Source organism: Pseudomonas sp. 32A, assembly GCF_052682255.1.
The window spans coordinates 6,050,746-6,077,482 of sequence record NZ_JBQYLY010000001.1; the positions used below are offsets into that span (position 1 = coordinate 6,050,746).

At 62.8% G+C, this 26,737-nt stretch carries 21 protein-coding genes; 1 reads left to right on the forward strand and 20 read right to left on the reverse strand.

Annotation, left to right across the window (positions count from 1 at the left end):
- Positions 1–76: 76 nt before the first annotated feature.
- The 19 genes from ACUN0G_RS27815 to ACUN0G_RS27905 all read right to left on the reverse strand — a co-directional run bounded on the left by ACUN0G_RS27815 (position 77) and on the right by ACUN0G_RS27905 (position 24,731).
- Positions 77–2,707 (reverse strand): autotransporter family protein, encoded by a 2,631-nt coding sequence (locus ACUN0G_RS27815; protein WP_445574903.1) that lies wholly within the window; start codon positions 2,705–2,707, stop codon positions 77–79.
- A 95-nt stretch (positions 2,708–2,802) separates the two neighbouring features.
- Positions 2,803–3,564, reverse strand: coding sequence for a PIG-L deacetylase family protein (locus tag ACUN0G_RS27820; protein ID WP_258348536.1), 762 nt, complete (start codon positions 3,562–3,564; stop codon positions 2,803–2,805).
- A gap of 187 nt (positions 3,565–3,751) precedes the next feature.
- Positions 3,752–4,411: a glycosyltransferase gene (locus ACUN0G_RS27825; protein ID WP_258346328.1), complete on the reverse strand. Its 660-nt coding sequence runs from the start codon at positions 4,409–4,411 to the stop codon at positions 3,752–3,754.
- Positions 4,408–5,007, reverse strand: a complete 600-nt coding sequence (locus tag ACUN0G_RS27830; RefSeq protein ID WP_318304700.1) for an SAM-dependent methyltransferase — start codon at positions 5,005–5,007, stop codon at positions 4,408–4,410. Before ACUN0G_RS27830 ends, ACUN0G_RS27825 begins: the two co-directional genes overlap by 4 nt.
- Positions 5,004–5,762 (reverse strand): PIG-L deacetylase family protein, encoded by a 759-nt coding sequence (locus tag ACUN0G_RS27835; RefSeq protein WP_258346326.1) that lies wholly within the window; start codon positions 5,760–5,762, stop codon positions 5,004–5,006. Before ACUN0G_RS27835 ends, ACUN0G_RS27830 begins: the two co-directional genes overlap by 4 nt.
- Entirely contained in the window at positions 5,759–6,757 is a 999-nt protein-coding gene (locus ACUN0G_RS27840; protein ID WP_445574904.1) for an acyl-CoA dehydrogenase, read from the reverse strand. The genes ACUN0G_RS27835 and ACUN0G_RS27840 overlap by 4 nt, the downstream gene beginning before the upstream one ends.
- Before the next feature lies 1 nt (position 6,758).
- Positions 6,759–8,918: a glycogen debranching protein GlgX gene (gene glgX, locus ACUN0G_RS27845; RefSeq protein WP_258346324.1), complete on the reverse strand. Its 2,160-nt coding sequence runs from the start codon at positions 8,916–8,918 to the stop codon at positions 6,759–6,761.
- 123 nt (positions 8,919–9,041) lie between these two features.
- On the reverse strand, positions 9,042–9,308 hold the full coding sequence (locus tag ACUN0G_RS27850; RefSeq protein ID WP_258346323.1) for a DUF2934 domain-containing protein: 267 nt from the start codon (positions 9,306–9,308) through the stop codon (positions 9,042–9,044).
- A 23-nt stretch (positions 9,309–9,331) separates the two neighbouring features.
- The gene (locus ACUN0G_RS27855) at positions 9,332–12,088 is read right to left on the reverse strand and encodes a malto-oligosyltrehalose synthase (protein ID WP_445574905.1); all 2,757 of its coding nucleotides are present in this window, start codon (positions 12,086–12,088) and stop codon (positions 9,332–9,334) included.
- Positions 12,085–14,169, reverse strand: coding sequence for a 4-alpha-glucanotransferase (gene malQ / locus ACUN0G_RS27860; protein ID WP_445574906.1), 2,085 nt, complete (start codon positions 14,167–14,169; stop codon positions 12,085–12,087). The genes ACUN0G_RS27855 and malQ overlap by 4 nt, the downstream gene beginning before the upstream one ends.
- Positions 14,166–15,917: a malto-oligosyltrehalose trehalohydrolase gene (gene treZ, locus ACUN0G_RS27865; protein ID WP_445574907.1), complete on the reverse strand. Its 1,752-nt coding sequence runs from the start codon at positions 15,915–15,917 to the stop codon at positions 14,166–14,168. The genes malQ and treZ overlap by 4 nt, the downstream gene beginning before the upstream one ends.
- Positions 15,918–15,934: 17 nt before the next feature.
- Complete coding sequence (gene glgA, locus ACUN0G_RS27870) at positions 15,935–17,494, reverse strand: glycogen synthase GlgA (RefSeq protein WP_063030711.1); 1,560 nt, start codon at positions 17,492–17,494, stop codon at positions 15,935–15,937.
- Between the two features lie 459 nt (positions 17,495–17,953).
- The gene (locus ACUN0G_RS27875; RefSeq protein ID WP_445574908.1) at positions 17,954–18,907 is read right to left on the reverse strand and encodes a D-2-hydroxyacid dehydrogenase family protein; all 954 of its coding nucleotides are present in this window, start codon (positions 18,905–18,907) and stop codon (positions 17,954–17,956) included.
- A gap of 26 nt (positions 18,908–18,933) precedes the next feature.
- Entirely contained in the window at positions 18,934–19,947 is a 1,014-nt protein-coding gene (locus tag ACUN0G_RS27880) for an alpha/beta fold hydrolase (RefSeq protein ID WP_445574909.1), read from the reverse strand.
- 56 nt (positions 19,948–20,003) lie between these two features.
- Entirely contained in the window at positions 20,004–20,435 is a 432-nt protein-coding gene (locus tag ACUN0G_RS27885; RefSeq protein WP_445574910.1) for a YqaA family protein, read from the reverse strand.
- Between the two features lie 3 nt (positions 20,436–20,438).
- On the reverse strand, positions 20,439–20,885 hold the full coding sequence (locus tag ACUN0G_RS27890; RefSeq protein ID WP_445574911.1) for a DUF411 domain-containing protein: 447 nt from the start codon (positions 20,883–20,885) through the stop codon (positions 20,439–20,441).
- Between the two features lie 154 nt (positions 20,886–21,039).
- Entirely contained in the window at positions 21,040–21,495 is a 456-nt protein-coding gene (locus ACUN0G_RS27895) for an SRPBCC family protein (protein WP_421524068.1), read from the reverse strand.
- Positions 21,496–21,576: 81 nt separating this feature from the next.
- Positions 21,577–23,571: a methyl-accepting chemotaxis protein gene (locus tag ACUN0G_RS27900; protein WP_421551829.1), complete on the reverse strand. Its 1,995-nt coding sequence runs from the start codon at positions 23,569–23,571 to the stop codon at positions 21,577–21,579.
- Between the two features lie 164 nt (positions 23,572–23,735).
- The gene (locus ACUN0G_RS27905; RefSeq protein WP_445574912.1) at positions 23,736–24,731 is read right to left on the reverse strand and encodes an aldo/keto reductase; all 996 of its coding nucleotides are present in this window, start codon (positions 24,729–24,731) and stop codon (positions 23,736–23,738) included.
- 118 nt (positions 24,732–24,849) lie between these two features.
- Between ACUN0G_RS27905 and ACUN0G_RS27910 the strand changes: the two genes are divergently transcribed.
- Positions 24,850–25,767, forward strand: coding sequence for a LysR family transcriptional regulator (locus tag ACUN0G_RS27910; protein ID WP_445574913.1), 918 nt, complete (start codon positions 24,850–24,852; stop codon positions 25,765–25,767).
- Here the strand turns inward: ACUN0G_RS27910 and ACUN0G_RS27915 are convergent.
- On the reverse strand, positions 25,758–26,663 hold the full coding sequence (locus tag ACUN0G_RS27915; RefSeq protein WP_330208426.1) for an AraC family transcriptional regulator: 906 nt from the start codon (positions 26,661–26,663) through the stop codon (positions 25,758–25,760). The genes ACUN0G_RS27910 and ACUN0G_RS27915 overlap by 10 nt on opposite strands.
- Between the last annotated feature and the right edge of the window lie 74 nt (positions 26,664–26,737).

Below are 26,737 nucleotides of genomic sequence, written 5' to 3' on the forward strand. Positions count from 1 at the left end.
TCGTTAACGATAACGCGGCTAATCTGGATGAGCGCGGTGTCTTGATGTTTTTCGCGAGCAAGCTCGCTCCTACAGGTTAGAAGTCGACCCTTATGCCAATGGTGCCCTTGCGCCCATTCAACTGATTGCTGTCCAGATTGCTGTTGTACCCCACCTCGCCATACACACTGACCGTGCTCGATACCTGCATCGTTGCCCCGGCGCTGACGTCCAGCGTGGTGGATTTCTGTTCGGTATGGATGTTCGTACTGTCATTGAACGTGATGGTGTTATTCCCGGCGCTGGCGTGCCACACGTTGGTACGCATGTAAGGCAGCAGGGGCATGCCGCTCACGCTGTAGCTGCCCTTGAGGCGAACACCGAGACGGGTGACGACGTTAGTGTCGGCGCTGAATGACACATCTGAAATCCCGTCATTCTGGCTGTCCAGATAGCTTCGATCGACGATCACCTGGGCCTGCGGCTCAACCTCCCACTGTTCAGACACCGCAAACGGCATTCCCACCTCCACAGACCCCAGCACGTTGTGGCCCTTGGTTGGGAGTTTGACGCCCCGGTCGGATTCACTGTGGCCATCGAACCGTGTACCCATCAGCACGAAATCGATATAGGCACGGTTGGCGCCGATGAGCGTCCAATACGCGCCCAGGCTGTCGCCGCGCAAGGTGGTGTTGCCGGCGTCCTTGCCCTGAAAACCGCCATTGAAGCCCGCCACATTGCCGGTCAGGCGGCTGTGGCCGACAAAGAAGCCGAAGCGTTGGGTCAGGCCAGCGTCGTTGGTCCAGGCATACAGGTCAGTGCCAACCTGGAAACCGGACAGGGAACTGTTCAGCGACGGGCTGACGGTGCCGGCGAATGATTGCCGCGTGCTACTGCCATACACCCGGCTCCAACCGGCCGCCAAAGCGCCAGGTTGGCGTTGCAGGCTTTGGTCGCCCATGCGTTCGTGGTAGGTGCCCAGCATGCCCTGGACCATCTGCTGTACGGCGGGAAACAGCACGGCATACACCGGGACTTCCGGGCGATAGATCGGTATCGGGTCTTCGCCCGGGAAGATCCCCGGGAGCTCTGGCGTGCCATCGGCAGGAACGGGGGGCAAGATGCCCACCGGGTTTTCAGGATTACCGGGATTACCGGGATTCCCAGGATTCCCGGGATTCTCAGGTTCGCCAGGGTTGGGCAGCGGCGGCGCCACCACCGAGGACCGCAGGAACCAGTTTTGCCCGGTGCCCGGCGTTACGCCACCTTTGAACAGATAGTACTCGTAGGCGCCAGCGGAAACAGCGCCACCGCGCAGGGTAAAAGCGAGGTCGCTGCTGGTTGCACCGTTAAGTGCTTCAACCACCTGGATGCCGTTCTGCAGCGTCATGGCGCCAGGCCCGGCAAGGTTGGTGACGGTGATGGTGGTGCCACCTTGCAGCGTGCCCTGGCTGACTACCAGCTTGTCACTGGCCGAGCCGTCGGCGCCGAGTACCGATTGCAGCGCGAGTTCGCCACCATTGCCGGTGTAGTTGCCGTTGACGGTCAGGCTGTCGGTGGCGCTGGAGCTGCCGGTGGTCATGTCAATCAGGCCGCCGTTGTTCAGGTTGGCTTGTTGCCCGGCCGTGAAGGGGCTGATGCTGCCCTGTGTTACCTGCAGGGCGGCGCTGCCAAAAATGTTCAGGGTGCCGGTGGCCGTAGCGCTGTCACCGAGCTTGAAGTCGCCGCCCAAGGTCAGGCGCGAATTGTTGTCCAGGTTGACGGTTTCCCAGTTGACATAGCGGGTTGGCGTGGCGGATCGGCTGTTGTCGAAGGTCAGGGTGTCATTACCCAAACCACCATCCAGAAGTGGCGTGGAGGCCAGGGTGGTTTCGGTCAGGTTGAGCAGGAAACCCTTGTCAGCGCCGTCGCCCATGAGGATTTCCTTATGGATCAGACCGCCGCCTTCCCAAGTGAACTCATCGTTGCCAAAGCTGGCGAGGATCTGCCCACCTATCTCGCCGCCGCTGACGTTGATGATGTCGTTGCCGCCGCTGACGCTGATATTGCCACCCACGGTTCCTCCGGATACCAGGATGGTATCGTTCCCGAAGCCGGTGACCAGGTTGCCAAAGATTTCTCCACCCCTCAGGTCGAACAGGTTGTTGTCGAGCTTCATGTCGACCCGTCCGATGCTGCCACCGGTCATCAGCGCAATATCGCCGTCTTCAAACGCACCGATGATCTTTCCGCTGCTCATGGTGAATTCGTCATGACCGTCGCCCTGAGCCAGTGAGGTGACAGTGCCACCGCTCTGGAAGTACTGGTCAACCCCGTCACCCTGGGAGATTGCACCGGAGCTGCCCCCGCTGATTTGCGCAATATCACCGCCCGCGCCTTGCGTCACCGTGCCGGAAACATTGCCATTGAACAGCTGGAAAATATTTCTTCCGTCACCTTGATTGATCGCACCGTTGATCGCGCCGGAATCCATCGTGACCCGATCATCTCCCGCACCATAAGTCACGTTGCCGACGATGATGCCGGTGCCGCCGACGGGAAACTCCAGGACGTTGCTTCCTTGTAAATCCGTCAGCGCGCCAGCACTGCCATCGCTGCACAGGGTGGTGTCGTTGCCTGCGGTTATGACCAGCGTACAGGCGGCGTGCGCGGGGAGGGGCCAATTGAGCAACAGCGTCGTCACGCTGCAGACGCTCAGGTACGTCACTGATGAAAACCGTGTGCTCATGATTCGCCCTCCCTGCAAGCCGGTGTTCCAAGCTAGCCACACAGAGAGAGCGTTCGCTACTGTCAGAAGTTACAGGTATAGACGAGTGGGTGCGCCTACAAAAAAACAATCTCATAGGGTTCACGCATGCGCTCCAGCAGCACCTGCGCCAGGATCGGCGCCAGGCCGATTTCCGGGTCGCCCGCCAATTGGCTGGCATAGGCGTGGGCGGCGTGCAGCTTGCGGGCGACGCTCCAGGTGTCGAGCCGCACCTTGCGTGCGCGCTGCCAGGGGATGGCAGCGGTTTCCCGAAGCGGCCAATGCCACGCCCAGATCGGCAGTTCGTGCAGGCGCACGCCCTTGACTGCGCAAGCTTTGGCAGCGGCGCGGCCGACGGCGTCATGGTCGTCATTGCCGTCGTTGCGCCAGGTGGTGAACACCACGTCGCCGGGTTGCAGGTAGCGCGCGATGAACTGGCTCATCTGCTGCTCGCGGGCGGCCAGGGCGTTGTCGGCAAAGCCGCCACGAATCCACTTCAGGCTGTGCAGGGGCACACCCAGGCGGCGCAGGGCTTCGACACTTTCCTGAGGTCGCACCACGCTCAAGCGTTTGGCCGGCCACACGCTGGACCCCGGGTGGCTGGCGCTGCCGTCGGTAATCGAGATCAGTTGCAGAGGATATTCAAGGGTGCTGAGCAATTGCAGCAGACCGCCACAGGCGATCACTTCGTCGCCGGGATGCGGGGCGATGACCACCACGCGAGCGCCAGCGGGCACCAGGGTTGCGGGATTGATGGCAGGGATTTGCGCGAGTTGCGGGGCGCTGTTCCAGATTTGCGCGGGGCCCCGGCGGTTGTCACTTAACGGTGCAGGCTTCATGGGTGTCACGTCCTTGTTCATCGGTGGTGCAGGCCGTACCCCGTTGACGGGACGGCTCTTGTGGTACGCGAGCGTCATCCAATGCACGCTCGCGGCGCGACGGCGTTCCAACCCTGGATTGCCGTGCAAGGAATAGTGATGATAGTTATGAATCGCCGCTTTAACACCGCCGGGTGTCGCAATTTTTTCAGGACGCTTGCATCAGGCTCTTCAGGTAGTCACCGAAACCACCCTGTGCGCGGCAGTCCAGTCTGGCACTGGTAATCACCTGGGGCGAGTGGCTCCAGGCGATGGAAGCCCCGCAGCGCTCCAGCTGGCGCACCAGTTCCACGTCTTCATGGCAGGGCAGGGGCTCGAAACCGCCGGCCCGCACGTAGGCACCGGCACTGACCCCCAGGTTGGCGCCGTGGATATGCCGATGCCCGTCCCGGGCCTCATAGGCCTGGAGATAGCGGATTTGCGCCGCCGGGTCGAAGCCTTCGCTCCAGGCATCCACCGTCACCGTGCCGCATACCGCGTCCACACCCAGGGCCAGTTGCGCCACCAGCCAGTCGGGGGCTACACGGCTGTCGGCGTCGGTGCAGGAAATCCAGCGCGCGCCGTTGTTGAGCAAGTGCCGCGCACCTACGCCGCGCACGTGGCCCACGTTACGCGCCTGTACTTCCAGGGTTTGTACCTGGTATTCACGGGCGATCATCGCGCTGCGATCGCTGCAACTGTCGAGCACCGCCAGAATCTGCACCTCTTCACCCAGCAGGCCTGGATGACTGGCCGCGACCATTGCGGCTTTCAGGCATTCAGGCAGCAGTTTTTCTTCGTTATGCACGGGTATCAGGATGCCGATCATCGCAGTCCCTCCAGGGTGGCGACCGTAGTGCCGTCCCGGCTCCACAGGTCCAGTAGAAAATCGCTTTCGTGGTGCTGCACCAGGTGTGGCATGTCGAGTCGCTGGGCGAGGCGCGCGTGCACCTGTTCGGCGGTCTGCGGGCAACCGTCGATGGGCGGGCGCCAATGGCAGGCGAGGATTTGTCCGTCAGGCGTCAGGCAGGCGAGGGCGCGATCGATCAGCCCATCGAAGTCCTTCGGGTCTAGGTAGTAGCAAAGCTCGCTGAGCACGATCAGCTCGAAGGTCTCGCTGGGCCATTGCTCCGGCAGCCGGCTCTGCTGCACGGTGGCGTGGCTGAAGCCGCGCAGCCGCGCCTGTGCCAGGCTGACCGCCGCTTGCGCCGTGTCACAGCACAGCAGGCGGTCACAGCGCGGGGCCAGTTCGAAGCTCAGCTCACCGTTGGCGCAGCCAGGCTCGAAAATCGAGGCGTAGCGGGGCCGGGTCAACAGCGCCAGGGTCAGGGCCCGCTTGCGCCGCTCGTACCAGCGTTGGCGAAAGGCCCATGGGTCGTCGTTGCCGGCAAACAGCTCGTCGAAGTAGGGGGTGGCAACGCTCATACAAACACCACTTCAAAAGGTTGCAACAGGCGCTCCAGCACAAAGGGCGCGAGCACCGGCGGCAGGCCGATCTGCGGGTCGCCTTCCAACTGGCTGGCGAAGGCGTGGATGGCGTGCCGTTTACGGGCCACGGCTTCAGGTGTCAGGAGGATTTTGCGAGCACGATCCCAGGGCACCTGGCTGTCTTCCGGGGTTGCCCAATGCCAGGTCCACACGGGCAGCTCCAGCAAGGTGGCGCCCACCGCCCGGGTCGCCTTGGCACTGGCACGGCCCACGGCCTCGTGGTCGCAATGGCCGTCTTCGCGCCAAGTGGTGAAGACCACGTCGCCGGGCTTGAGGTAACGCTCGATGAAGCGGCTCAGGTCTTCTTCACCTGCGGCGACCTGGCTGTCGCTAAACCCGGCCCGCAACCATTTCAGGCTGTGCAACGGCAGCCCCAGCCGGTGCAGGGCCTGCGCCGACTCTTGCGGCCGCACCACGCTCAGGCGTTCCACCGGCCAGCGGCGTGAGCCGGGATGACTGGCGCTGCCGTCGGTGACGGAGATCAGCAGAATAGGGCGATCCAGCGCGGCAAGGCCTTGCAACAGGCCGCCGCAGCCAAGGACTTCGTCATCCGGATGTGGCGCGATGATCACGGCGCGGCTGCCTTCAGGCACCAGTTCGGCAATGTCCACGCAAGGCAGCTCGGCCAGGCGCGACGAGCTTTGCCACAAATGCAAGGGCGTGCCTTGGCCGACGATTGGATTGATCTTCATAGTTCCCATCTCCCTGGGCGCTCATCGGCGACTTGTTGACCAAGGGCGGCCAGGTCGCGCTCGGCGTGACTTTGCCGCAGGTATACCGGCAAGTCGGCCATCAACTGCGCAAAATGCGGGTCCTTGCAATACGGCCCGGCGCCCAGTGCTCGGCCGACATGGTGAATCACCTGGTCGACGGTTTCTTCGATACAGGCCCGTGCCTGTTGTGCCAGCAGCCGGGCATCGGCCTTGGGCTGCCGGTCGATGTGAGTGGCGCTGTCGCGCAGCACACAGGCCGCGCTGTGCAAGGCACTGTCGACGCTGCCAAGGTGCGCCAGGGCATGGGGCTCCGCGCGTTTTGCGCACTGCTCACGCAAGGCCTCGGCCAGGCGTTGTGCCGCGCCGTACCAGCAGGCCGCGATGCCGATGCCGCCTTGCCAGAAGCCTGGGCGCGCCAAATAGTCCCCAGGCTTGCCGATGGCCAGGCCAACGGCGTCCTGGAAAAGCACTTCAACACTCCCCGTAGCGGCCATGCCCACGGCCGCCCAGCCCTCATCGGTGACGGTTACGCCGGGCTGGTGCATTTCCACTGCAACCAGTTGCTGGCGATCCTCTTCATCCCACGCCGTGAGCAAGCCGTGGCTGACCACCGCCGCGCCCGAGCACCAGGCCTTGCGGCCCTCCAGCCGCACCCGTTGACCGTCACGCCGGATCCGCACCCTGGCGGTGGGCGGCTCGGCCGCCCACATGCCCCACGTGCTACCAACCGGCGGCAAGGGGCTGTCGAGTTCAGCGATGATCGCCAGGGCGTCTGTGTGGCCTTCAAACAACTTGCACAACCGCAGGTCATGGCCGGCGACTTGCGCCAGCCGGCTGAAGCGTTCCAACGTTTGCCCGCTGCCCGGCAAGGGCAACTGGTCCAGGCCTTCCTCCACCAAAGCCCTCAGCGCAGCGCCAAGGGCCTGGGTGTCCGGGTAATCCCGGTAGCCGCGAAGAAACTCATGCAAGGCCATGTCACACCTCGTCCTCATGCTGCAATTCAAACAGCAGCAGCGAACGCCCGGTGACGGCGTATTCGTGATCGAAATCGAAGCGCTCCTGGCCACGCACCGCTGGCTGGTTGGTGTCGAGCATGCAGGTCCAGAAGCCGCCATCCGGCACCGGTGGCAGGCGGAAATTGACCATGTCGTGGTGGGCGTTGACCACCAGCAACAAGGTGGCATCGGCGCCTGGGCGGCGAATCCCGGTTTCCTGGGCGCGGCCATCCATCAACATGCCGAGGCAGCGGCCGTGGCTGTCCTGCCATTGCTCGATGGTCATTTCATCGCCGCTCGGCGCGAGCCAGGTGACGTCCTTGACGCCGATGTCTTCGTTGTAGTCGCCCACCAGGAAGCGTCCGCGACGCAGGATCGGGTACGCCAGGCGCAGCTTGATCAGGCGCTTGACGAACTTGAGCAGGGCCTTGCCGTCTTCATCCAGCTCCCAGTTGATCCAGCCGATTTCGCTGTCCTGGCAATAGGCGTTGTTATTGCCGTGCTGGGTGCGGGCGAACTCGTCACCGGCCACCAGCATCGGCGTGCCCTGGGCCAGCAGCAACGTCGCGAAGAAGTTACGCATCTGGCGCAGGCGCAGCGCGTTGATTTCCGGGTCGTCGGTGGGGCCTTCGACGCCGTGGTTCCACGACAGGTTGTTGTTGCTGCCGTCCTGGTTGTTTTCGTCGTTGGCTTCGTTGTGCTTGTCGTTGTAGGACACCAGGTCGTGCAGGGTGAAACCGTCGTGGGCGGTGATGAAGTTCACCGAGCTGTACGGCCGGCGGCCGCGCTGGTTGAACATCTCGCCCGAGGCGGTCATGCGCCCGGCGAAGTCCGCCAGTTGGCCGTCGTCGCCTTTCCAGAACGAACGGACGGTATCGCGGAAACGGTCGTTCCATTCCACCCAGCCCGGCGGGAAGCCGCCGACCTGATAACCACCGGGGCCGCAGTCCCACGGCTCGGCAATCATTTTCACCTGGCGCAGCACCGGGTCCTGGCGGCAGGCCACGAGGAAACTGTGGCGCTCGTCGAAACCGTCGCGGTAGCGGCCAAGGATGGTTGCCAGGTCGAAGCGGAAACCGTCGACGTGCATTTCGGTGGCCCAGTAACGCAACGAGTCCGTGACCATCTGCAGCACGCACGGGTGGCTCAGGTCGAGGGTGTTGCCGGTGCCGGAATCGTTGATGTAGAAGCGCTTGTCATCGGGCATCAGGCGGTAGTACGAGGCGTTGTCGATGCCGCGCATGGACAGCGTCGGGCCTTGCTCGTTGCCTTCGGCGGTGTGGTTGTAGACCACGTCCAGAATCACTTCCAGCTTGGCTTCATGCAGGTGCGCAACCATCTCCTTGAACTCGGCGATCTTGCCGCTGGCCAGGTAGCGCGGGTCCGGGGCAAAGAACGCAATGCTGTTATAGCCCCAGTAGTTGGTCATGCCTTTTTGCAGCAGGTGCTGGTCGTTGACGAAGGCGTGCACCGGCAGCAGTTCCACCGACGACACCCCCAACTGGCGAATGTGCTTGAGCACATCGTCCACCATCAGCCCGGCGCAGGTACCGCGCACTTCTTCAGGCACCGAAGGGTGGCGCATGGTGATGCCGCGCAAGTGGGTTTCATAAATGATCGTGCGGTCCCACGGCGTGCGCACCGGCTGGTCATTGCCCCAGGTGTGGGCCGGGTCGATGACTTTGCACTTGGGCACGAAGGGCGCGCTGTCGCGTTCGTCGAAACTCAGGTCGGCGTCCGGATGGCCGATGGTGTAGCCAAACAGGGCTTCGGACCATTTGAGTTCGCCCACCAGCTGTTTAGCGTAGGGGTCGATCAGCAATTTGTTGTGGTTGAAGCGATGACCGTTGGCCGGGTCATATGGACCGTACACGCGATAGCCGTAGATCAGCCCCGGATGGGCGTCGGGCAGGTAGCCGTGGAAGGTCTCGTCGGTGTATTCGGGGAGTTCGATACGCTCCAGCTCGACTTCGCCGCTGTCGTCGAAGATGCACAGTTCAACTTTGGTGGCGTTGGCCGAGAACAGCGCGAAGTTGACCCCCAGACCGTCCCAGGTCGCACCGAGGGGGAAGGGCAAACCTTCACGAATCCGCGACGGCTCGTGTTCCGGCGTCGAGTTGGGCTTGTTGGGTTTGCTCATTGAGATGCTCCTGCAAAAGGGTTTTTCCGGGCCGAACGGGGCCTTGCCGGCGTGAAGCCGGAGAGAAATCGGTGGTTGGATAGCCTCCTGCGGTGCGGGCGCACGCGCAGGAGGATCTTTGGGTCAGGGTGCCTTGGGCTTCTTCGCAGCAGGTTTCTTCGCTGCTGGCGCAGCGCTTGGCTTGGCTGCCGGCTTGGGCGCTGGCGCTGGGGGCTTGGCTTTAGGCTTGGGCTTGGCGGCGGCCTTTGGCGCTTTGGAGGGCGTCAACGCTTCGGCTTCCGCCAGTTTGCGCGCCATCTCCCAGTGTCGCGCGTCCTCGCCGTGGGGTTTGCCTTCCGACTCCCAGATCTGATGCGCCAGTTCGCGTATGCGTTTGTCTTCAGTACTCATCGCAATGCTCCTCACAGAAAATTTCAGCTTTCTTGATCATCAGGATTGATAAAGACATTGACCGGGAAGTCCCCCAGGGCAGCGCTGATCATGAGCTCCTTGTTTGGTGTGACTGCGCCTGTTCGGAAAAGTCCCTTCCAATTTTGAGTTGGTGCGGCGAACGGTAAAAGGACCCGGGTATCGCCCCAAATTTGCGCGTTGATCAGCGGGGATACACCGTTTCCAAGCAGCCGATGAGGCCAGCGCGGCACCACCACCAGCAGTTGTTTGCCCTGGTATTCCCGGTAGAAAGCGACCACCCGTTCGGCGTGTTCGCCCACCACTTCCAGAGGCTCGTAGGTGCCCTGGCGAAACAGCTGTGGATGCGCCTTGCGCAACCCCAGGACCTGGCTGATCAACGCCTGTTTTATACGCCCGTCATGCCAGTTGAACACCAGCTCACCGATGTCCGGCGGCGTGTGCAGCCCCTGTTGCCGTGCGGGATAATCCACCGGCCGGCGGTTATCAGGGTCTACCAGAGTGAAGTCCCAGAACTCATCCCCCTGATACAGATCCGGCACGCCCGGCACGCTGAGGCGAAGCAAGGATTGCGCCAGCCCGTTGAGGGCGCCCGCCGGGGCGATGGCCTGGGCGGCTTCGCCGATGGCGTCGCGCAGGGCCTTGCCGGAATCATCCAGCAGCAGCCGTGACAGGAACGCTTCGACCCCTTGTTCGTACAACTCGTTGGGGGCGCTCCAGCTGCTGTTCAGCTTGGCCTCGCGCAGGGCTTTTTGTTGCCATTGCCAGAGGCGCTGGTGATAGTCCGCCAGGCCCTCGGTATCGTCACGATGCAGGTCCAGGGGCCAACTGCCCAACAGCACCTGATAGAGGATCAACTCATCACCCGCCGAAGGGGTGCTGGCATCGCTGCGCAGGCGGGCGGCGAGGGGGCGCCATTGCTCTACCTGTTCGGCATACCACTCGGCGCATTCGCTGAGCACGGCCAGGCGCGCACGGGTATCTTCGCCGCGCTTGTGGTCGTGGGTGGCGGTGGCCAGCAGGTTGTCGGGGAAGGTGCGCAGGCGTTGCTGATTCACTGCGTGGAAGTCTTCCAGCGGTGCGCTGAACTGTTCGGTGCTGAAGCCCACGTCATTGCGCGACAGCAAGACGCCCGAGCGATAGAACGCGGTGTCTTCCACGGCCTTGGCCGCTGCCGGCGAGGTCAGTTGCTGGAAGCGCACGCAGGCGTGCTTGAGCATCTTGCGTTCGCGGCCCAAGGGGCGGTCGCGCCAGGGTTGGCCTCCGAGCCATTTTTCCAGGTAGTCGAGCACTGGCCAGTCGCCTTCGCTCAAGGTACTGCGGGCACCGGCCAGGGCTTGCAGGAAAAACACGTCATCCAGTTCGCTGCGGCCCCGGGCGCTGATGTAGGTGCGGTACACCGGGAAGTGCACGATCAGTTCCTGCAACGCGCGGCGAATCGCACCCAGGGTCAGGTCGCGGCTCATCACATCGTCCCGGGCCACTTGCAGCAGGGCCCGGGCCACGCTTTCAAAGTCGCCGGCCAGGGAACCGTTGAGGATCTGCTGACGGGCCAGCCAGGCTTCTTCGATAAACGACGACGGGCGTTCGGTGTGGCGCGTCCATAACTCGGCCAGGGGCTCGAAGCCATCCGGGTCGTGTTGCAGCAACGACAGCTGGTTCATGAATTCGTAGCCGGTGGTGCCGTCCACTTGCCAGTCTTCGCGCAAGGTTTCGCCTTCGCCGAGGATCTTCTCGACGAAGATCGGCAAGTGCCGCCCGCCCGCCAGGGAGTCCACCCGGCGGCGCAATTTGCGGCAGTAACCGCGCGGGTCGGCGAGGCCGTCGATATGGTCGATGCGCAGGCCATCGATCAGGCCTTCGCTGATCAACTGGAAGATTTTTCCGTGGGTCGCTTCGAACACCGCGCTGCGCTCAACCCGCAGGCCGCCCAGCTCGTTGACGTCGAAGAAGCGCCGCCAGTTGATATCGTCCGCCGCCGTGCGCCAGCTGGCGAGGCGGTAGCTTTGTTGTTCCAGCAGGTTGTGCAGGCGGGCAAACCCTTCGGGCTGACGCGCGTCATAGCGGCTGAGGTTGTCTTCGATGGCCTTCAAGGTTTGCGGATCGCGGGCAGCTTCGACCAACTCCTGTTTCAGCGCAGTGGCCTGGAGGTAAGCGTCCGGCTGGTGGGCCAGGCCATTGAAGCGGTCAGCCAGCATCTTGATCGGCAGCAGTTCGCCGTAATCTCTTGGGCAGATCGGAAAGCGATGTTCGTAATGCTCGACGTAGAAGCTGCCGTGCTGCGGGTCGAAACGCAGGGGCAAGGCGCCGGTTTGCAGGGCCTCGCCGTAGTCGCTGCCGAGAAACGGCATCAGCAATTGGCCCTTGAGCAGCGGGTCTGGCGAGTGCCATTGAATGTCGAAGAACTCGCTGTAGGGACTCAGGCGGCCCCATTCCAGCAGGTCCAGCCACCACAGGTTATCGGCGCCGCCGACGGCCATGTGGTTGGAGACGATATCGAGGATCAGCCCCATGTCATGTTCGCGCAGCGCTGCTACCAATCGGCGCAGCGCCGGTTCGCCGCCCAGCTCGGGATTGACGGTGGTGGGATCGACCACGTCATAGCCGTGCATGGAGCCGGCACGGGCACTCAGCAGCGGTGACGCATAGAGATGGCTGATGCCCAGTTCGGCAAAGTACGGCACCAGTGGCACGGCGTCGTCGAGGGTGAAGCCCTTATGAAATTGCAGGCGCTGGGTGGCCCGTAGCGTTAATGGCTTCATCGGTCACGCTCGTAGGCCTGGATGCGCGCCACGGCCAGCAGTTCAAGGCGGCGGGCGGCGTTTTCATCATCGAGCAGGGTGGCTGCATCCCCCGCCAGGCGGCGCCGCCAGTTCGGATGGGTGTCGGTGGTGCCGGGCAGGTTGGATTGCTCTTCAACGCCCAGGGCGTCCTCCAGCGGCAGCAAAACCAATGGCGCACGGGTGTGGCCCAGGTAGCGCACGCTGGCGTCGATGACGTGGTCGGTTTCGTTGCGCACTTCATCGGTGAAGTTCTGCGGGTCCTGGCTCAAGGCCTGGCGCAGCGCCTGGCGTTCCTGCAGGCGGTGTTCGCTCCATTGTTCGACGGTGGGAGCGTCGATCAGCCCCAACTGGATATTCCAGTCGATATCGCGGCTGTGCCACCAGCCGTTGAGGGTTGGCAGGTCGTGGGTGCTGGTGGTGGCCAGCGCGTTGTCCGGCCAATCCAGAATCGGCTTGAACTGGCCGTCGTGGCCTTGCTCGAACAGCAGCACACGCATGCCAAGGATCGAGCGGGCGATGAGTTTTTCCCGCAGGCCGTCGGGTACGGTGCCGAGGTCTTCACCGAGGACGATCGCCTGATGGCGGCTCGACTCCAGCGCCAATAAGCGCAGCATGTCGTCCACCGGGTAATACAGGTACGCCCCTTCACGCGGCGAGGCATCCATCGGGATCACCCACAGGCGTTGCAGGCCCATCACATGGTCGATGCGCAAGCCGCCGGCATGGGCGAAATTGGCCCGCAGCATTTCGATGAACGCGCGAAAGCCATTGCGTTTCAGGCCTTCGGGAGAGAACGCGGAAATGCCCCAGCCCTGGCCGGCGCGGTTGAGGATGTCCGGTGGCGCGCCCACGGTGAGTTCCGCCAACAGTTCATCCTGGCGGCTCCAGGCCTGGCTGCCGCCGCCGTCGGCGCCCACCGCCAGGTCGGCGATCAAACCCACGCCCATGCCGCTGCCGCGGGCCGCTTGTTGCGCGCGTTCAAGGCAACGGGCGATCAACCATTGGCTGAAAGCGTAGAAGCCGATTTCATCCCGATTGGCTTCGGCAAACTGCACCAGCGCCGGGCTTTGCGGGCTCTGCCAGTCCTCGGGCCAGTGACGCCAGTCGAGGCTTTCGCCATCGGCCGCACGTTTGGCTTGTACCGCTTCAAAGCGGCAGTGATTTTCCAGGGCTTCACCGCCGGCCTGACGGAAGCTCAGGAAGTCGGCGTGTTGCGGGTGGTCGCCCCGGCGAAAGTCTTCATACAGCGTGCGCATCAGGCGTTGCTTGGCTTTGGCCGCGGCTGGCCAATCGATCAGTGATTGCTGCTCAAGGTCATGCAGTTCGTCGGCCAGGCCGCTGGCTTCGATGGCGATTTGCACCGCGCGCTCACCGAGGATGCAGCCGGGGGACGCGTACAAGCTGTTGAGGAACAGGCGACTGGACGGGGAATATGGGCTGAAGCGTTCGGTGTCGGCGCTGAACATCGCGTGCATCGGGCTGATGGCCAGGGCATCGGCTCCGCGTTCGGCAGCCGCGCGGGCCAGTTGCTCCAGGGCCTGGGTGTCGCCGAAGCCGCCGTCGCCGCTGCGTCGCAGGGAATACAGTTGGGCGCTCAGGCCCCAGGCGCGGGCGGTCTCGGTGTCGACCGCTTCAGCAACGGTGTAGCAATGCGTCGGTGCCACGGCCAGGGTGAAATGCTGGTCGTCGATATGCACGTGTTGGTAGCCCACCGGAATCGATCCGGGCAGCACCGCATTATCGTCCAGGCGCAGGTCCAGCACGCTGTCGTCTTCAAGGTGAATCTGGCACGACGTACCGGGGGCGAAGTAGCGCGCCAGGTCGAGGCCCGCGCCGCTGTCGACGGTCATCAGGGGCGGCAGGTGCTTGTCTTGCTGCACGCGTTCCAGGTCTTGCAGGCTGGTTTCGATCTCGGCGTCGTTGTCGGCCGGGTGGCCCAGGCCTTTGAGCACGGCGCGCAGGGCGTCGGCTTTGACATGTTGCGGGCGGCCATTCGCGTCGATCCAATCGACGGCCAGGCCCGCTCGGCTGGCGAGTATTTCCAATTGCGCGTCGCTCAAGGGTGCTCTCCAACAGGGGAATGGGTGAGGCTGACGCGGGCGCTGAAGGGGGCCAATTGTTCGGCCCCGCTGGCCTGCGTCACAAATAGGAGGTGCTCGGCGGCCGGGTAGTTCAGAGAATCGGCGCTCAGGTTGAGGTCGATTTGCAGCAGGCTACCGTTGCCCAGGCGCCAGCGCGCCGTGACCGCGCCCGCTGCCAGCACTTGCGCGCCCAGGGCCACGCTGCCCGGCAGGTGCGGCACGATATGCTGGTGGCGCAGGCTCAGTAGCTGGCGGTAGAGTTGCGAGTCGCCGCAGTCGGCGAGGGCGGGCGCAGAGCGGCGGAAGGTTTGCAGGGAGTTGGGGTCGGGAATCCGCTCGCGGCGTTCGGGGTCGCTGAACGCGGCGAAGTCGGCAAACTCGTTACGCCGGCCTTCGCGCACCGCCTCGGCCAGTTCGCCGTGGTGGTCGGTGAAAAACAGGAACGGCTCCTCAGCGTTGACTTCATCGCCCATGAACATCAACGGGATCATCGGCGACATCAGCAACAAGGTCGTCGCAGCACTCAATGCCTGGGGGGAACACAGTTGATGCAGGCGCTCGCCCAGAGCGCGGTTGCCGATCTGGTCATGGTTCTGCAGGAACAGCACAAAGGCGCTGGGCGGCAGGTGGCCGCTGGGCTCGCCGCGTGCGTGGCCATGGCGCGTGGTGTGGCCCTGGTAGATAAAACCTTCACTCAGGCAGCGGGCCAGTTTGCCGGTGGGGTCTTCGGCGAAGTCGGTGTAGTAGGCGTCGGTTTCGCCGGTGAGCAGCACGTGCAGCGCGTTGTGGCCGTCATCGTTCCACTGCGCATCGAAACCACGCTCCAGCAGGCCGGCCTGATTGAATTCGTTTTCCAGCACCAGCCACACATGGCGCCCGGTGTCGACTTGCTGGCGCACTTTTTGCGCCAGCTCCTCCAGAAACTCGGGATCGTTGATGGCGTGCACGGCGTCCAGGCGCAGGCCGTCGAAGCGGTATTCCAGCAGCCACATCAGGGCGTTGTCGATGAAGAAATCCCGGACTTCCCGGCGATCAAAGTCGATTCCGGCACCCCAGGGCGTGTGCACGTCTTCGCGAAAGAAGCCTTTGGCGTAGGTGCCGAGGTAGTTGCCGTCGGGGCCGAAGTGGTTGTAGACCACATCAAGGATCACCGCGAGGCCATGGTGGTGCGCGCTGTCGATCAACTGTTTCAGTTGCTCGGGCGAACCGTAGGAAGATTGGGGGGCGTAGGGCAGGACACCGTCGTAGCCCCAGTTACGTTCGCCGGGGAACTGCGCGATGGGCATCAATTCGATGGCGGTGACGCCCAGTTCGGCGAGGCGCGGCAGTTGTTTTTCGACCTCGGCGTAGCCCCCCAGTACGCCCACGTGCAACTCGTAGATCACCGCTTCGTGCCAGGGCCGGCCTTGCCAGTGGCTTTGGCGCCACTGATAGGCCAGCGGGTCGACCACCACGCTGAAGCTGTGAACGTCCGTGGCCTGTGCCCGGGAAGCCGGGTCGGGAACGTCCTGTTCGCCGTCGATGTTGTAGCGGTAGCGTGTGCCCGGTGGGCATTGCAGCTGCACCACAAACCAACCATCGGCCTGGGGCAGCATCGCTACCGATTTACCTTCTTCAAATTCAACGCTGACATAAAACGCGTCTGGCGCCCACAAGGCGAAACGGGTGTGTTCCGCATCCAGCATGATCGCGCCGTGGGGCCAGGTTTCCAGAGTCCGTGACGGCATCTATGAAGACCTCTTTTTTACTGTTTCCCCGATCTTCCCAGCGCTTTCGCTACCAGTTGCTCATAAAGTTCGGCATAGGGTTCCACTGCCTGGCACCAGTTGAACGGTGCGGCCATGGCCCGGCAACGCATGGCGTTGAGCAAGCCTGGGAAGGCGAAAACCTTGAACGCGCGGCTCAGGGCCGCTTTGTAGCTTTCGACAGTGGATTCGTTAAACAGGAAGCCGGTGACGCCATTCTCGATGGTGTCGGCCAGGCCGCCAGTGTTGCGGGCAACCGGCAACGAGCCGAAGCGCTGGGCGTACATCTGGCTCAGGCCGCAGGGTTCGTAGCGGGACGGCATCAACAGGAAGTCGCTGCCGGCAAACATGCGTCGGGCGTCGGTCTCGTTGAAGCCGATGCGCACGCCGATCTGGCCGGGAAAGCGCAGGGCCAGGGCACGCATGGCTTGCTCTTCTTCCGGCTCGCCACGACCGATGATCGCGATCTGGCCGCCGTTTTCGACGATAAAACTGGAGACCGCTTCGGTCAGGTCCAGGCCTTTCTGGTAGACCAGTCGGGATACCACGGCGAACAGCGGGCCGGTGGAGTCATCCAGACCGAACAGGTTGCGTACATGGGCGGCGTTCTGTGCCTTGCCTTCCCAGTCACCGATGTTGAAGGGGTGAGTCAGGTGCGGGTCGGTGGACGATTCCCAGCTTTCATCAATGCCGTTGGGAATGCCGCTGAGCAGGCCTTGCTGGGTCTTGCTGGCAAGGAAGCCGTCCAGACCGCAGCCGAATTCGGGGGTGGTGATTTCCTGGGCGTAGGTCGCGCTGACTGTGGTGATGTGGCTGGAATACGCCATGCCGGCCTTCAGGAAAGACAACTTGCCGTAGAACTCCATGCCTTCCTGTTGCAAGGCGTGTTCGGGAATCCCCAGCTCCGGGCACGAGGCCAGGCTGACCACGCCTTGGTAGGCGAGGTTATGAATGGTGAACAACGTCGGGGTGCGTGACCCGCGCCAGTGCATATAGGCAGGGGCCAAGCCGGCGGGCCAGTCATGGGCGTGCACCAGGTCCGGGCACCAGTGGATTTGCGCCAGGTTGGCGGCAATATCGGCGGCGGCCAGGCCCAGGCGGGCGAAGCGGATATGGTTGTCGGGCCAGTCACGGCCGTTGTTGGCGCCGTAGGGCGTGCCTTCGCGCTCATAGAGCTCGGGGCAGATCAGCACGTAGATGACCAGGCCGTCCTTGAGGTCCATGCGCCCGATCTTGCACGGTGGCAATGCCGCGTGGCCGCCCAGTTCACCGATGATATGGATAGGGTTGTCGCTGTCCAGCACCTGCGGGTAGCCGGGGATCAGCACGCGCACATCGTGCAGGTGCGCCATGGCGCGGGGCAGGGCGGCGGACACGTCGCCCAGGCCGCCGGTTTTCACCAGGTCGGCAATTTCGGACGTGACAAACAGCACTTTTTTGCGATTGGGATTGACACGTGGTACTGGCCGCACCGCGTTGGGAAGGTCAACCAAAGAGGTCGGCCCGCCAACCGGCTGACTAAAACGCTCTCCCTGAGTATCTACAGCGGCACTGATCATGGTTCTCTCCCGTATTTTGGTCGGCTGATGGCATATGGCAATCAGCGAAGGTTGACCGCATCCTGCGGCCAGGCGCACAAGCGCTACACAGACTGGCAAGGCTTATGCCAGTTGTGCTGGAGTCTTAAATAGAGTGGATGGGCGGGCATTCGGTATGAACCGTCAGCGCTCGCCTTACCTTAAACCTGACCTGTGGCAGAGTTGGAAAGTTTCGATTTTTTGCGGGGTTTTTGTTTTGGATCGGACCCATCGGTCATGAGTCTAGGACAGATCCCAGAGCCTGTGGGGTCTGTAGGGTATTTTTGTAGGACAAATTTTTTTCATGAGCGGCGTAGCAGCTGTCGAGCCCTAGCGAGGCTGCGTCGGGCGCGCTCCGGTTCAAGATCGGCAGTGCGCCCGACGCAGCCTCGCTGGGGCTCGACAGCTGCTACGGGGGGAGTGGGAGGTGAAATGTGTGCACTAGCTTAGTGCGCGAAGGGGCACTCCTTTGGCCCACGCTTGGATGTCTTCGATCATTTGCTGGTAGAACTGGCGGTAGTTCTGTTCGCTGACATAACCGACATGGGGCGTTGCCAGTACATTGGGCAGCTTTCGGAACGCATGACCGGCTGGCAGCGGCTCCTGGGCGTACACATCGAGTGCCGCGGCCGCCAGTCGACCATTGGTCAGGGCTTCAATCAAGGCCGCTTCGTCGACAATCGGCCCACGGGCGGTGTTCACCAGATGCGCTGTAGGTTTCATCCAGCCCAACGCCTCGGCGTCTACCAGCCCGCGGCTGCGGTCGCTGAGTACCAGGTGAATCGACAACACATCCGCTTGCTCGAACAGCTCGCGCTTGCTGACCCAGGTCACGCCGGCTTCGGCGGCGCGTTCCGGTGTCAGGTTTTCGCTCCAGGCAATTACGCGCATGCCGAACGCCTTACCAAATTTGGCGACCTTCTGGCCAATGCTGCCCAGGCCGAGAATCCCCAGGGTCTTGCCGTGCAGATCACCGCCCAGGCCCACCTGCCAACCGCCGGCGCGCAGGGAATTGGCTTCGGCCAGCAGGTTGCGGGTGGACGCCATGATCAGCGCCCAGGTCAGTTCCGGAGCGGCGTGCTTGTAGCTGTCGGTGCCGCACACCTGGATACCCAAGGCCTTGGCTGCGGGGATGTCGAGGGCGGCGTTGCGCATGCCACCGGTGACCAGCAACTTCAGCTTGGGCAAACCTTCCAGGAGGGCCTGATCGAAAGGGGTGCGCTCGCGCATCACGCAAATCACCTCGAAGCCCTGCAAGCGTTCGATCAGCGTGGCGGTGTCCGCCGGGTAGTCGTGGAGGAAGTGTACCTGGCCGACCGACGCCAGGACTGACCAGTCCACGATGCCACGGGCCACATTCTGCCAATCATCTATCACTGCGATCTGTACCGACATGCACGCGTGCCTCGAAAAAGGTTGGATTAGAGGGCGTTCAGCCCTTGCAACAGCGCCTTGTGAAACTGTGCCGGTTCTTCCATTTGCGGGGCATGGCCCAGGCCCGGGAATTCCACCAGGGTGGCGTGGGGAATCAGCTTGGCCACTTGCTTGCCCAACACCGCATAGTTGCCGAGCTTCGCCTTGACCGCCGGGGGCGCCAGGTCTTTGCCAATGGCGGTGTTGTCGGACGTGCCGATCAGCAGCAGGGTGGGCATCTGCAGGTCCTTGAACTCGTAGTACACCGGTTGGGTGAAGATCATGTCGTAAATCAGCGCCGAGTTCCACGCCACCTGGGTGTGGCCGGGGCCTTTGTTCATGCCGGCGAGCATATCGACCCAGCGGTCGTATTCAGGCTTCCAGCGGCCGACGTAGTAGGCGTCGAGTTCGTACTTGCGGATGCCTTCGGCGGTCAGTTTCAACTCGCGCTCGTACCACTGGTCCACGCTGCGATAGGGCACGCCAATGGCCTTCCAGTCTTCCAGGCCGATAGGGTTCACCAGTGCCAGCTGTTCGGTTTGCTGCGGATAGAGCAGGGCGTAGCGCGTCGCAAGCATGCCGCCGGTGGAATGGCCGAGAAGGGTGGCTTTCTGAATGCCGAGTTTTTCCAGGAGTTGGTGGGTGTTGATCGCCAGTTGCTGGAAGCTGTACTGGTAATTGTCCGGCTTGCTGGAGGTGCAAAACCCGACCTGGTCAGGGGCGATCACCCGGTAGCCGGCGTCGCTCAGAGCCTTGATCGAATCCTCCCAGGTGGCGCCGCAGAAGTTTTTGCCGTGCATCAGCACGATGCTGCGTCCGTTGGCCTTGCCTTTGGCCGGCACGTCCATGTAGCCCATCTGCAGGGATTTGCCCTGGGACTGGAAGGTGAAGTGTTCCACCGGGTAAGGGTATTTGAAACCTTGCAGTTCGGGGCCGTAGGTCGGGCCCTCGGTGGCGGCGAATGCGGGAAGGGCGCTGCCGAGCAGCAGGCTGGCGACGCAGAGTGAGCGGATTTTGGACATGGGTACAGGCTCCGGGAACAGTGCCCGGATGCTGTGGCGAGGGGATTAACGGGAGATTAAATCCAGTGCAGGGTGAGCATGGCCAACACCCCGTAGCGCGCCCCTTTGGCGAGGGTCACCAGCAGCAGGAAACGCCAGAATGGTTCGCGCATGACCCCGGCCACCAGGGTCAGGGGGTCGCCGATGATGGGCACCCAACTGAGCAACAATGACCAATGGCCCCACCGTTGATAGTGGGTACGGGCCTTTTCCAGATGCTTCGGACTCACCGGGAACCAGCGCCGCTCCTTGAACCGCTCCACCGAGCGCCCGAGCAGCCAATTCACCACCGAGCCGACTACGTTGCCAACCGTTGCTACCCCGAGCAGCAGCCACAGGCTGTAATGCCCGCTGATCAACAGCCCCACCAGCACCGCCTCTGATTGCATCGGCAACAGCGTGGCGGCGCCGAAGGCGGCGAAAAACAGTCCCAGGTAACCGGCAAGCATCAATCAGCGTGCCGGATAGTCAGCCACTACCACGTCTTTGCCATCGCGAGTCAGGCCGATCACCTGATAGGCATCGCTGCTGCCGTCCATCTCCATGCCCGGCGAGCCTAAAGGCATGCCCGGTGCGGCAATGCCCAGCAGGTCGTCGCGCTTGCGCAGGGCCAACACCTGATCGGCAGGTACATGGCCTTCGACGAATTTGCCGTCGATCACGCCCGTATGGCACGACGCCAGGCGCGGCGCCACGCCCAGGCGTTGCTTGACCTCGCTCATATTGGTTTCCACGTGATCGTTGACCTTGAAGCCGTTGCTTTCCAGGTGGGCAATCCACTTTTTGCAGCAACCGCAGTTGGCATCGCGGTGCACATCAATCGGGATCAGCTCGGCAGCCTGGGCCAAGGGGCTGATGAGCAGCGCCGCCAGCACGGCCAGTCGTAGGGTAGTTTTCATCATCATCTCGTCAGATAAAGGGCAACAGCCGGGCATTCTCCGCGCTTTTTACAAAAGGGTTTTCCGGGAGTGTTACGAGGTTTTACGAAACGCCGACAGCACCAGAATAACGGCCTGGTGCTGTCGGAAAACTGAGAGGGAGATGACGGTTTTGTCAGGAAGACGGGGATTCCAGGCGCTGCTTGAGCTGGTCAAGGGCTTGGTTGGACAGGGCGATCATGCGCTCATGCAGGGTGGTCAGTTGCAGTTCGGTTTCATAGGTAAGCACACGGGTAAACAAAGTGCCGTCGCCTTGGGCCTGCAAGAAATAGTGAATGCAGCCGTCGACTGCCAGGGAAGTGAATGCGGTCTTGAACTCCCGCGGTGGCTGCGCAACCTGCACGCGATAGCTCATGGGTACCTGCACACCCAGCAGGTCGATGGTCTCGGTAAAACGGTGGCCAGTGGGCAATGAGCCCGTGGTGCCGGTGTCGGCGCCCAGGGATGTCGGATGCCATTCATGCCAGCGATCCGGTTGGGTGACATAGTCGTAAACGGTTTCGATAGGGGCCTGGATATAGCGTTCCTGACTGATCCGCTCCAGACGGATCGGATGCTCAACTGCGTGCATGACACACCTCCTGTGTGGCGGAGCGAACTGTCAGAATAGTCCGGCTCCCGCGCATTGCACGAGAGCTTTCAGGCTATTTTTTCAACGCACCTTGAAGCGACCCATCAATGCAATAACCCGGCCATTGGCATCCAGCAGGCTCTGGGTGTTGTGCTCCGTGGCGTGGCCGCTTTGCACCAGTTCTTCAACCATATGGCGGATGTGCACCATGCTGCGGTTGATTTCCTCGGTCACCGCGCTTTGCTGTTCGGCGGCGGTGGCGATCTGGGTGCTGAGGTTGTTGATATGGCTGACGGAGCCGGCCATCTCGTCCAACCCTGTGTTCACCCGGGCCGTGGCGTCAGCCGCAGACTGGCAGCTGGCCTGGGTGGCTTCCATGGCCGTCACCGAGGAACTCACGCCCGTGGTCAGGCGCGCCAGCATCTCATTGATCTGCGAGGTGCTGGCCTGGGTGCGGGCGGCGAGGGCGCGGACTTCGTCGGCCACCACCGCAAACCCGCGGCCTTGTTCGCCGGCCCGGGCGGCTTCGATGGCCGCGTTGAGTGCCAGCAGGTTGGTCTGGCCGGCGATGGCGCCGATCACGCCGAGGGTTTCGGTGATGCGCGCGGCATCCTGGCGCATGTTTTCCACGGTGTGGGTGGCGCTGGAGACTTCGCCGATCAACGCGCTGACGCTGCGGGACGCTTCCCCGACCACCACCCGCGAACGGTCGGCGTGCTCATTGGCGCGCTGGGTGAACGCAGCAGTTTCGGCGGCGTTCTCGGCCACGGTATCGGCGGTAGAGCTCATCTCGGTGATAGCGGTGACGGTCTGGTCGGTTTCCGAGGCATGACGCACCAGGATCTGGTTGGTCTGGGCCGAGGTCTGCTGCAACTGCGCCAGGCTCGACGACATGGCGCCGGTCGCCTGCGTCACTTCACCGATCATGTTCTGCAGGTAGACGATAAAGCGGTTCACCGAATGGCCAATCGCGCCCAGTTCGTCCTCGGCACGGATGGTGATGCGCCGGGTCAGGTCGGCGTCGCCGTTGGACAGCGCGTCGATGTTGGTTTTCAGCGCAGTCATCCGGTGTACCAGCTGGCGGATGGCGTACACCTGCAACAGCACCAGCAGCAGAATCATCGGGATTTGCAGCATCGCCAGCGTACCCAGCACATCATCACGTTGGGCGGTGATCAGCGAAGTCGGCAGCGCAGTAGCGAGGAACCATGGTGTGCCCTCGATCGGGCGCATGAAGAAGGTGCTGGCCACGCCCTGGTTGTCGAACTCACTGCGCTGCAGGGATTGGTCGCGATGGGCCAGGCCGGCGCTGACCTGGGCGGCAAAGGCCGAGGTGCCGACCAGTTCGCTGATGTTTTTCAACACCACCGGGCCGCTGATACGCGTGCTGTTGCTGATGATCTTGCCGTCGCCTTCGACAATCAGCATTTGCGCGTCAAGGTCTTTTTCCTTGCCGGCCACCAGGTCGTTGAAGAAGCCCAGGGTCACGTCGATGGTGGCGACGCCATACGCGGCGCCGTCACGCTGGATCGCCATGGCGCAGTTGGTGCGCGGTTCCTGACTGGCGTCATCCTTGTAGGCCGCCGCCCAGGCGCACTGGCCGCGGGGCGAGGCGAGGCCGCCTTTGTACCAGCTCTGGTCGTAGTAGTTGGGGGCCGCGTCGCTGTTCCAGAACGTATTGACCGCCAGCTTGCCCGAGGCATCGCGGTGCCAGAAGGTGCTGTGCTTGTTGCGGCCCGGCGTGCGCTGGTTGGGCAGGGGCCAGATGCCGCCGCCGAACACTTTCAATTCGCCGTACTGGTCCACCAGGCCGGGCAGCACCTTGTCGATGGCGTCGCTGTCCAGCAGCGGGATGGTTTGGGTGATGCTGCGTTGCTGGGCCTGAACCTTGTTCAACTCGCCCTGGATCTGCTCGGCCACTTCGGCAATGCGATTGAGGGCCACCTGTTCTTCGGTGTGGCGCAGCTTGGGGGCCACCAACTGTCCGATGCCCACGACCGTCAAGACGAATAACAACAGGACGAACAGCACCAGAAACAGGGTGTAGCGGGCTTGGATAGAGCGCAATGAGGGCATGGGGTCGTCCTTACGAAGCGTTATTGTGCGACGCGGCTTTGTTAGAGCTTCGAAGGGCTATCGGCTTGGGAAGGGCGAGCTTGAGGCACTGTCGTGCAAGAAAATCCAGGGCAAGGATTTAAGGAGCGGAGCTGGCGAGCCAGCCCCGGTCCAGCGTGGCAGGATTATTTGTCCAGCATCTGCATAACCGCTTCCGGATAACGTAAACCGGCTGTCGCATTGGCCGGGAAGATCGCCTCCAGCGCCGCCAGCTCGGCCGGGCTGAGCTTGACCTCCAATGCCGCGACGTTTTCTTCCAGGTACTTGCGTTGCTTGGTCCCCGGGATCGGGATCAGGTAATCCCCTTGCGCCAGCACCCAGGCCAACGCCAGTTGCCCGGCCGTCACGGCCTTGTCGGCAGCCAGGGCTTGTACCTGGTCCACCAGCAGCAGGTTCTTCGCAAAGTTCTCGCCCTGGAAACGCGGGCTGAACCGACGGTAGTCATCCGCCGCAAAATCATCCGGGCTTTTCAGCGCGCCGGTCAGGAAGCCCCGACCCAGTGGGCTGTAAGGCACAAACGCGATCCCCAGGCGTTCGCAGGCGGCGAGGCAACCGTTGTCCTCCTGATCACGGCTCCACAGCGAATATTCGCTTTGCAGGGCGCTGATGGGATGCACTTTATGAGCGCGCTCGAGGGTGGCCGCCGAGGCCTCACTCAGGCCCAGGTAACGCACCTTGCCTTGCTTGACCAACTCGGCCATGGCGCCGACGGTTTCTTCAATCGCCACTTCAGGGTCGATGCGGTGCTGGTAGTAGAGGTCCAGGGTTTCCACGCCGAGGCGTTTCAGGGTGCCGTCGATGGCGTCGCGAATGTATTCGGGACGGCCATTCACCCCACGCAACGCCGGGTTCGCCGGGTCACGCACGATGCCGAACTTGCTGGCGAGAAACACCTGGTCGCGCTTGCCGGCGATGGCTTTGCCAATCAGTTCTTCGTTGGTATGGGGGCCGTACATGTCGGCGGTGTCCAGCAGGTTGATCCCCAGTTCCAGGGCGCGGTGCAGAGTGGCGATGGCTTCGGTGGTGTCGGTGCCGGTGGTGTAGAAATCGGTCATGCCCATGCAGCCGAGGCCGATGGCGGACACCTGGGGACCGTTTTTACCGAGTTGACGTGTGTGCATGGGTCCAGCTCCTGTGTGGGAAGGGCTCCATTGTTGCCCTCGACAAAAGCGGGATAAACCGGCTAAAACCGCTATCACTATTATGAAATTCTAAATAATCCTTGAAGGAAACCGGCCCGTGGACCGTTTTAATGCGATGCGAGTGTTCGTGCGGATTGTCGAACTGGGCGGGTTTGCCAAGGCGGCTGACAGCCTGCAACTGCCGCGCGCCTCGGTCACCATCCTGATCAAGCAACTGGAGGCACACCTTGGGGTGCAACTGTTGCAGCGCACCACGCGCCAGGTCAGCCCGACCCTGGACGGTGCCGCCTACTACCAGCGTTGCGTGAGCCTGCTGGCGGACCTTGAGGAAACCGAGGCGGTATTCTCCACCAGCCGACGAAACCCGCGCGGCACGTTGCGTATCGATATGCCGTCCGGGATCGGGCGTTTCCTGGTGATTCCGGCAATGCCCGAGTTCACCACACGTTACCCGCAGATTGATCTGGAAATCGGCCTCAACGACCGCCCGGTGGACCTGATCCGCGAAGGCGTTGACTGCGTGTTGCGCGGCGGCCTGGCGCTGGATGAGTCACTGGTGGCCCGGCCGCTGGCAATGATGGATCAAGTGACCTGCGCCAGTCCCGGGTACTTGCAGCAGTTCGGTATGCCATCGACGCTGGATGACCTGGCCGGCCATCAAGTAGTGGAATATTTCTCCAGCACCAGCGGCAAGCGTTATGGCCTGGAGTTTCAGATCGGCAACGATATCCGTTTGGTCGACCTGCCCAAGCAAGTGGCGGTCAACAGTGCCGATGGCTACCTGGCGGCCTGTGAAGCGGGTTACGGCCTGGTGCAGACGCCTTACTACCACGCCGTTCGCCAGTTGGAAGCGGGCACCTTGGTGGAGGTGCTGGCGCATGAGCCCCCGCCGAAGTTGCCGCTCACTGCGTTGTACCCGCCCCATAGGCAACTGTCGCAACGGGTGCGGGTATTTGTAGATTGGCTGGTGGAGCTTTGCGCCCGGCCGGGCAACGGGTTGCAGCGTCAGCCTTGAGCCTTGCGGTAGGCGCCGGGCTGGATGCCGGTGACTTTATGGAAGGCGCGGGTAAAGGCGGCGACCGATTGATAACCCACGGCGAGGGATACGTCCGCCACCGTCTGGTCTTGCTTGAACAGCTGGCAGGCGTGGCGCACGCGCATCATCAGCAGCACTTGCCCCGGCGACTGGCCGCAGAGTTCATTGAAGCGCTTGAAGAACGCCGACCGCGACAAGCCGGTGCAGGCCGCCATGCTTTCCAGGGTCCAGGGATCGGCGGGGCGTGCAATCAACTGTTCCAGCAGGTTGGCAAACGCCGGTTGCCGGGCCAGCGCCGCGAGCCCGCCGAGGTCGGTGTTGTCCAGCACCTGTTGGCGCAGCACGTACAGAAACAGCAGGTGGCACAGGCGCTCCAGCAAGGCGGGCGAGGGCGCTGGCGTGCGCTCGCATTCCTGCAGGATCAATTCGAACAGGTTGCGCGCAGCGGTCAGCGAAGGGTCACCGGCCCGCAGGATGATCCAGGCGGGCAGGGTGTCGACAATCATCGCCGACAGCCCGGACTGGAAATGAAAGAACCCGCACACCAAACCCACGCCGTCACTCGCCTGGTTGTCCAGCGGCACCATTGGCTTGCGCGGGCATTCCTGGGCGCCGGCGGCAGTGCCATCGCTGGACAAGCGGTATGCCAGGTCCCGCAGCAGGAAAACCGCATCACCGTTGTTCAGTGGGTAAGGGGTCGGGTCGCCATCGATGTGCATCCAGCACTGCCCTTGCACCACCAGGTGAAAACTCGCGCTCGCCAGACCGTGGGTGCTGGCGTGCCAGTCGCCGCAGTAACGCCCGACGTGAAACAGACTGGTGTTGAGTTCGAGGCTATCTAATAACCAATCGACAAGGGAACTGGACGAATTCATCTAACGGAAAGACTCTAGAGCAAGTAATCGCTACTTTAGACTATTGAGCGGATTTTTTATAACCAACAGACTTG

What these genes read in the sequence shown, in the direction of transcription:
- ACUN0G_RS27815 (WP_445574903.1), bottom strand. Translation starts at nt 2,707, where the DNA reads ATGAGCACACGGTTTTCATCAGTGACGTACCTGAGCGTCTGCAGCGTG.
- ACUN0G_RS27820 (WP_258348536.1), bottom strand. Translation starts at nt 3,564, where the DNA reads ATGAAGCCTGCACCGTTAAGTGACAACCGCCGGGGCCCCGCGCAAATC.
- ACUN0G_RS27825 (WP_258346328.1), bottom strand. Translation starts at nt 4,411, where the DNA reads ATGATCGGCATCCTGATACCCGTGCATAACGAAGAAAAACTGCTGCCT.
- ACUN0G_RS27830 (WP_318304700.1), bottom strand. Translation starts at nt 5,007, where the DNA reads ATGAGCGTTGCCACCCCCTACTTCGACGAGCTGTTTGCCGGCAACGAC.
- ACUN0G_RS27835 (WP_258346326.1), bottom strand. Translation starts at nt 5,762, where the DNA reads ATGAAGATCAATCCAATCGTCGGCCAAGGCACGCCCTTGCATTTGTGG.
- ACUN0G_RS27840 (WP_445574904.1), bottom strand. Translation starts at nt 6,757, where the DNA reads ATGGCCTTGCATGAGTTTCTTCGCGGCTACCGGGATTACCCGGACACC.
- glgX (WP_258346324.1), bottom strand. Translation starts at nt 8,918, where the DNA reads ATGAGCAAACCCAACAAGCCCAACTCGACGCCGGAACACGAGCCGTCG.
- ACUN0G_RS27850 (WP_258346323.1), bottom strand. Translation starts at nt 9,308, where the DNA reads ATGAGTACTGAAGACAAACGCATACGCGAACTGGCGCATCAGATCTGG.
- ACUN0G_RS27855 (WP_445574905.1), bottom strand. Translation starts at nt 12,088, where the DNA reads ATGAAGCCATTAACGCTACGGGCCACCCAGCGCCTGCAATTTCATAAG.
- treZ (WP_445574907.1), bottom strand. Translation starts at nt 15,917, where the DNA reads ATGCCGTCACGGACTCTGGAAACCTGGCCCCACGGCGCGATCATGCTG.
- glgA (WP_063030711.1), bottom strand. Translation starts at nt 17,494, where the DNA reads ATGATCAGTGCCGCTGTAGATACTCAGGGAGAGCGTTTTAGTCAGCCG.
- ACUN0G_RS27875 (WP_445574908.1), bottom strand. Translation starts at nt 18,907, where the DNA reads ATGTCGGTACAGATCGCAGTGATAGATGATTGGCAGAATGTGGCCCGT.
- ACUN0G_RS27880 (WP_445574909.1), bottom strand. Translation starts at nt 19,947, where the DNA reads ATGTCCAAAATCCGCTCACTCTGCGTCGCCAGCCTGCTGCTCGGCAGC.
- ACUN0G_RS27885 (WP_445574910.1), bottom strand. Translation starts at nt 20,435, where the DNA reads ATGCTTGCCGGTTACCTGGGACTGTTTTTCGCCGCCTTCGGCGCCGCC.
- ACUN0G_RS27890 (WP_445574911.1), bottom strand. Translation starts at nt 20,885, where the DNA reads ATGAAAACTACCCTACGACTGGCCGTGCTGGCGGCGCTGCTCATCAGC.
- ACUN0G_RS27895 (WP_421524068.1), bottom strand. Translation starts at nt 21,495, where the DNA reads ATGCACGCAGTTGAGCATCCGATCCGTCTGGAGCGGATCAGTCAGGAA.
- ACUN0G_RS27900 (WP_421551829.1), bottom strand. Translation starts at nt 23,571, where the DNA reads ATGCCCTCATTGCGCTCTATCCAAGCCCGCTACACCCTGTTTCTGGTG.
- ACUN0G_RS27905 (WP_445574912.1), bottom strand. Translation starts at nt 24,731, where the DNA reads ATGCACACACGTCAACTCGGTAAAAACGGTCCCCAGGTGTCCGCCATC.
- ACUN0G_RS27915 (WP_330208426.1), bottom strand. Translation starts at nt 26,663, where the DNA reads ATGAATTCGTCCAGTTCCCTTGTCGATTGGTTATTAGATAGCCTCGAA.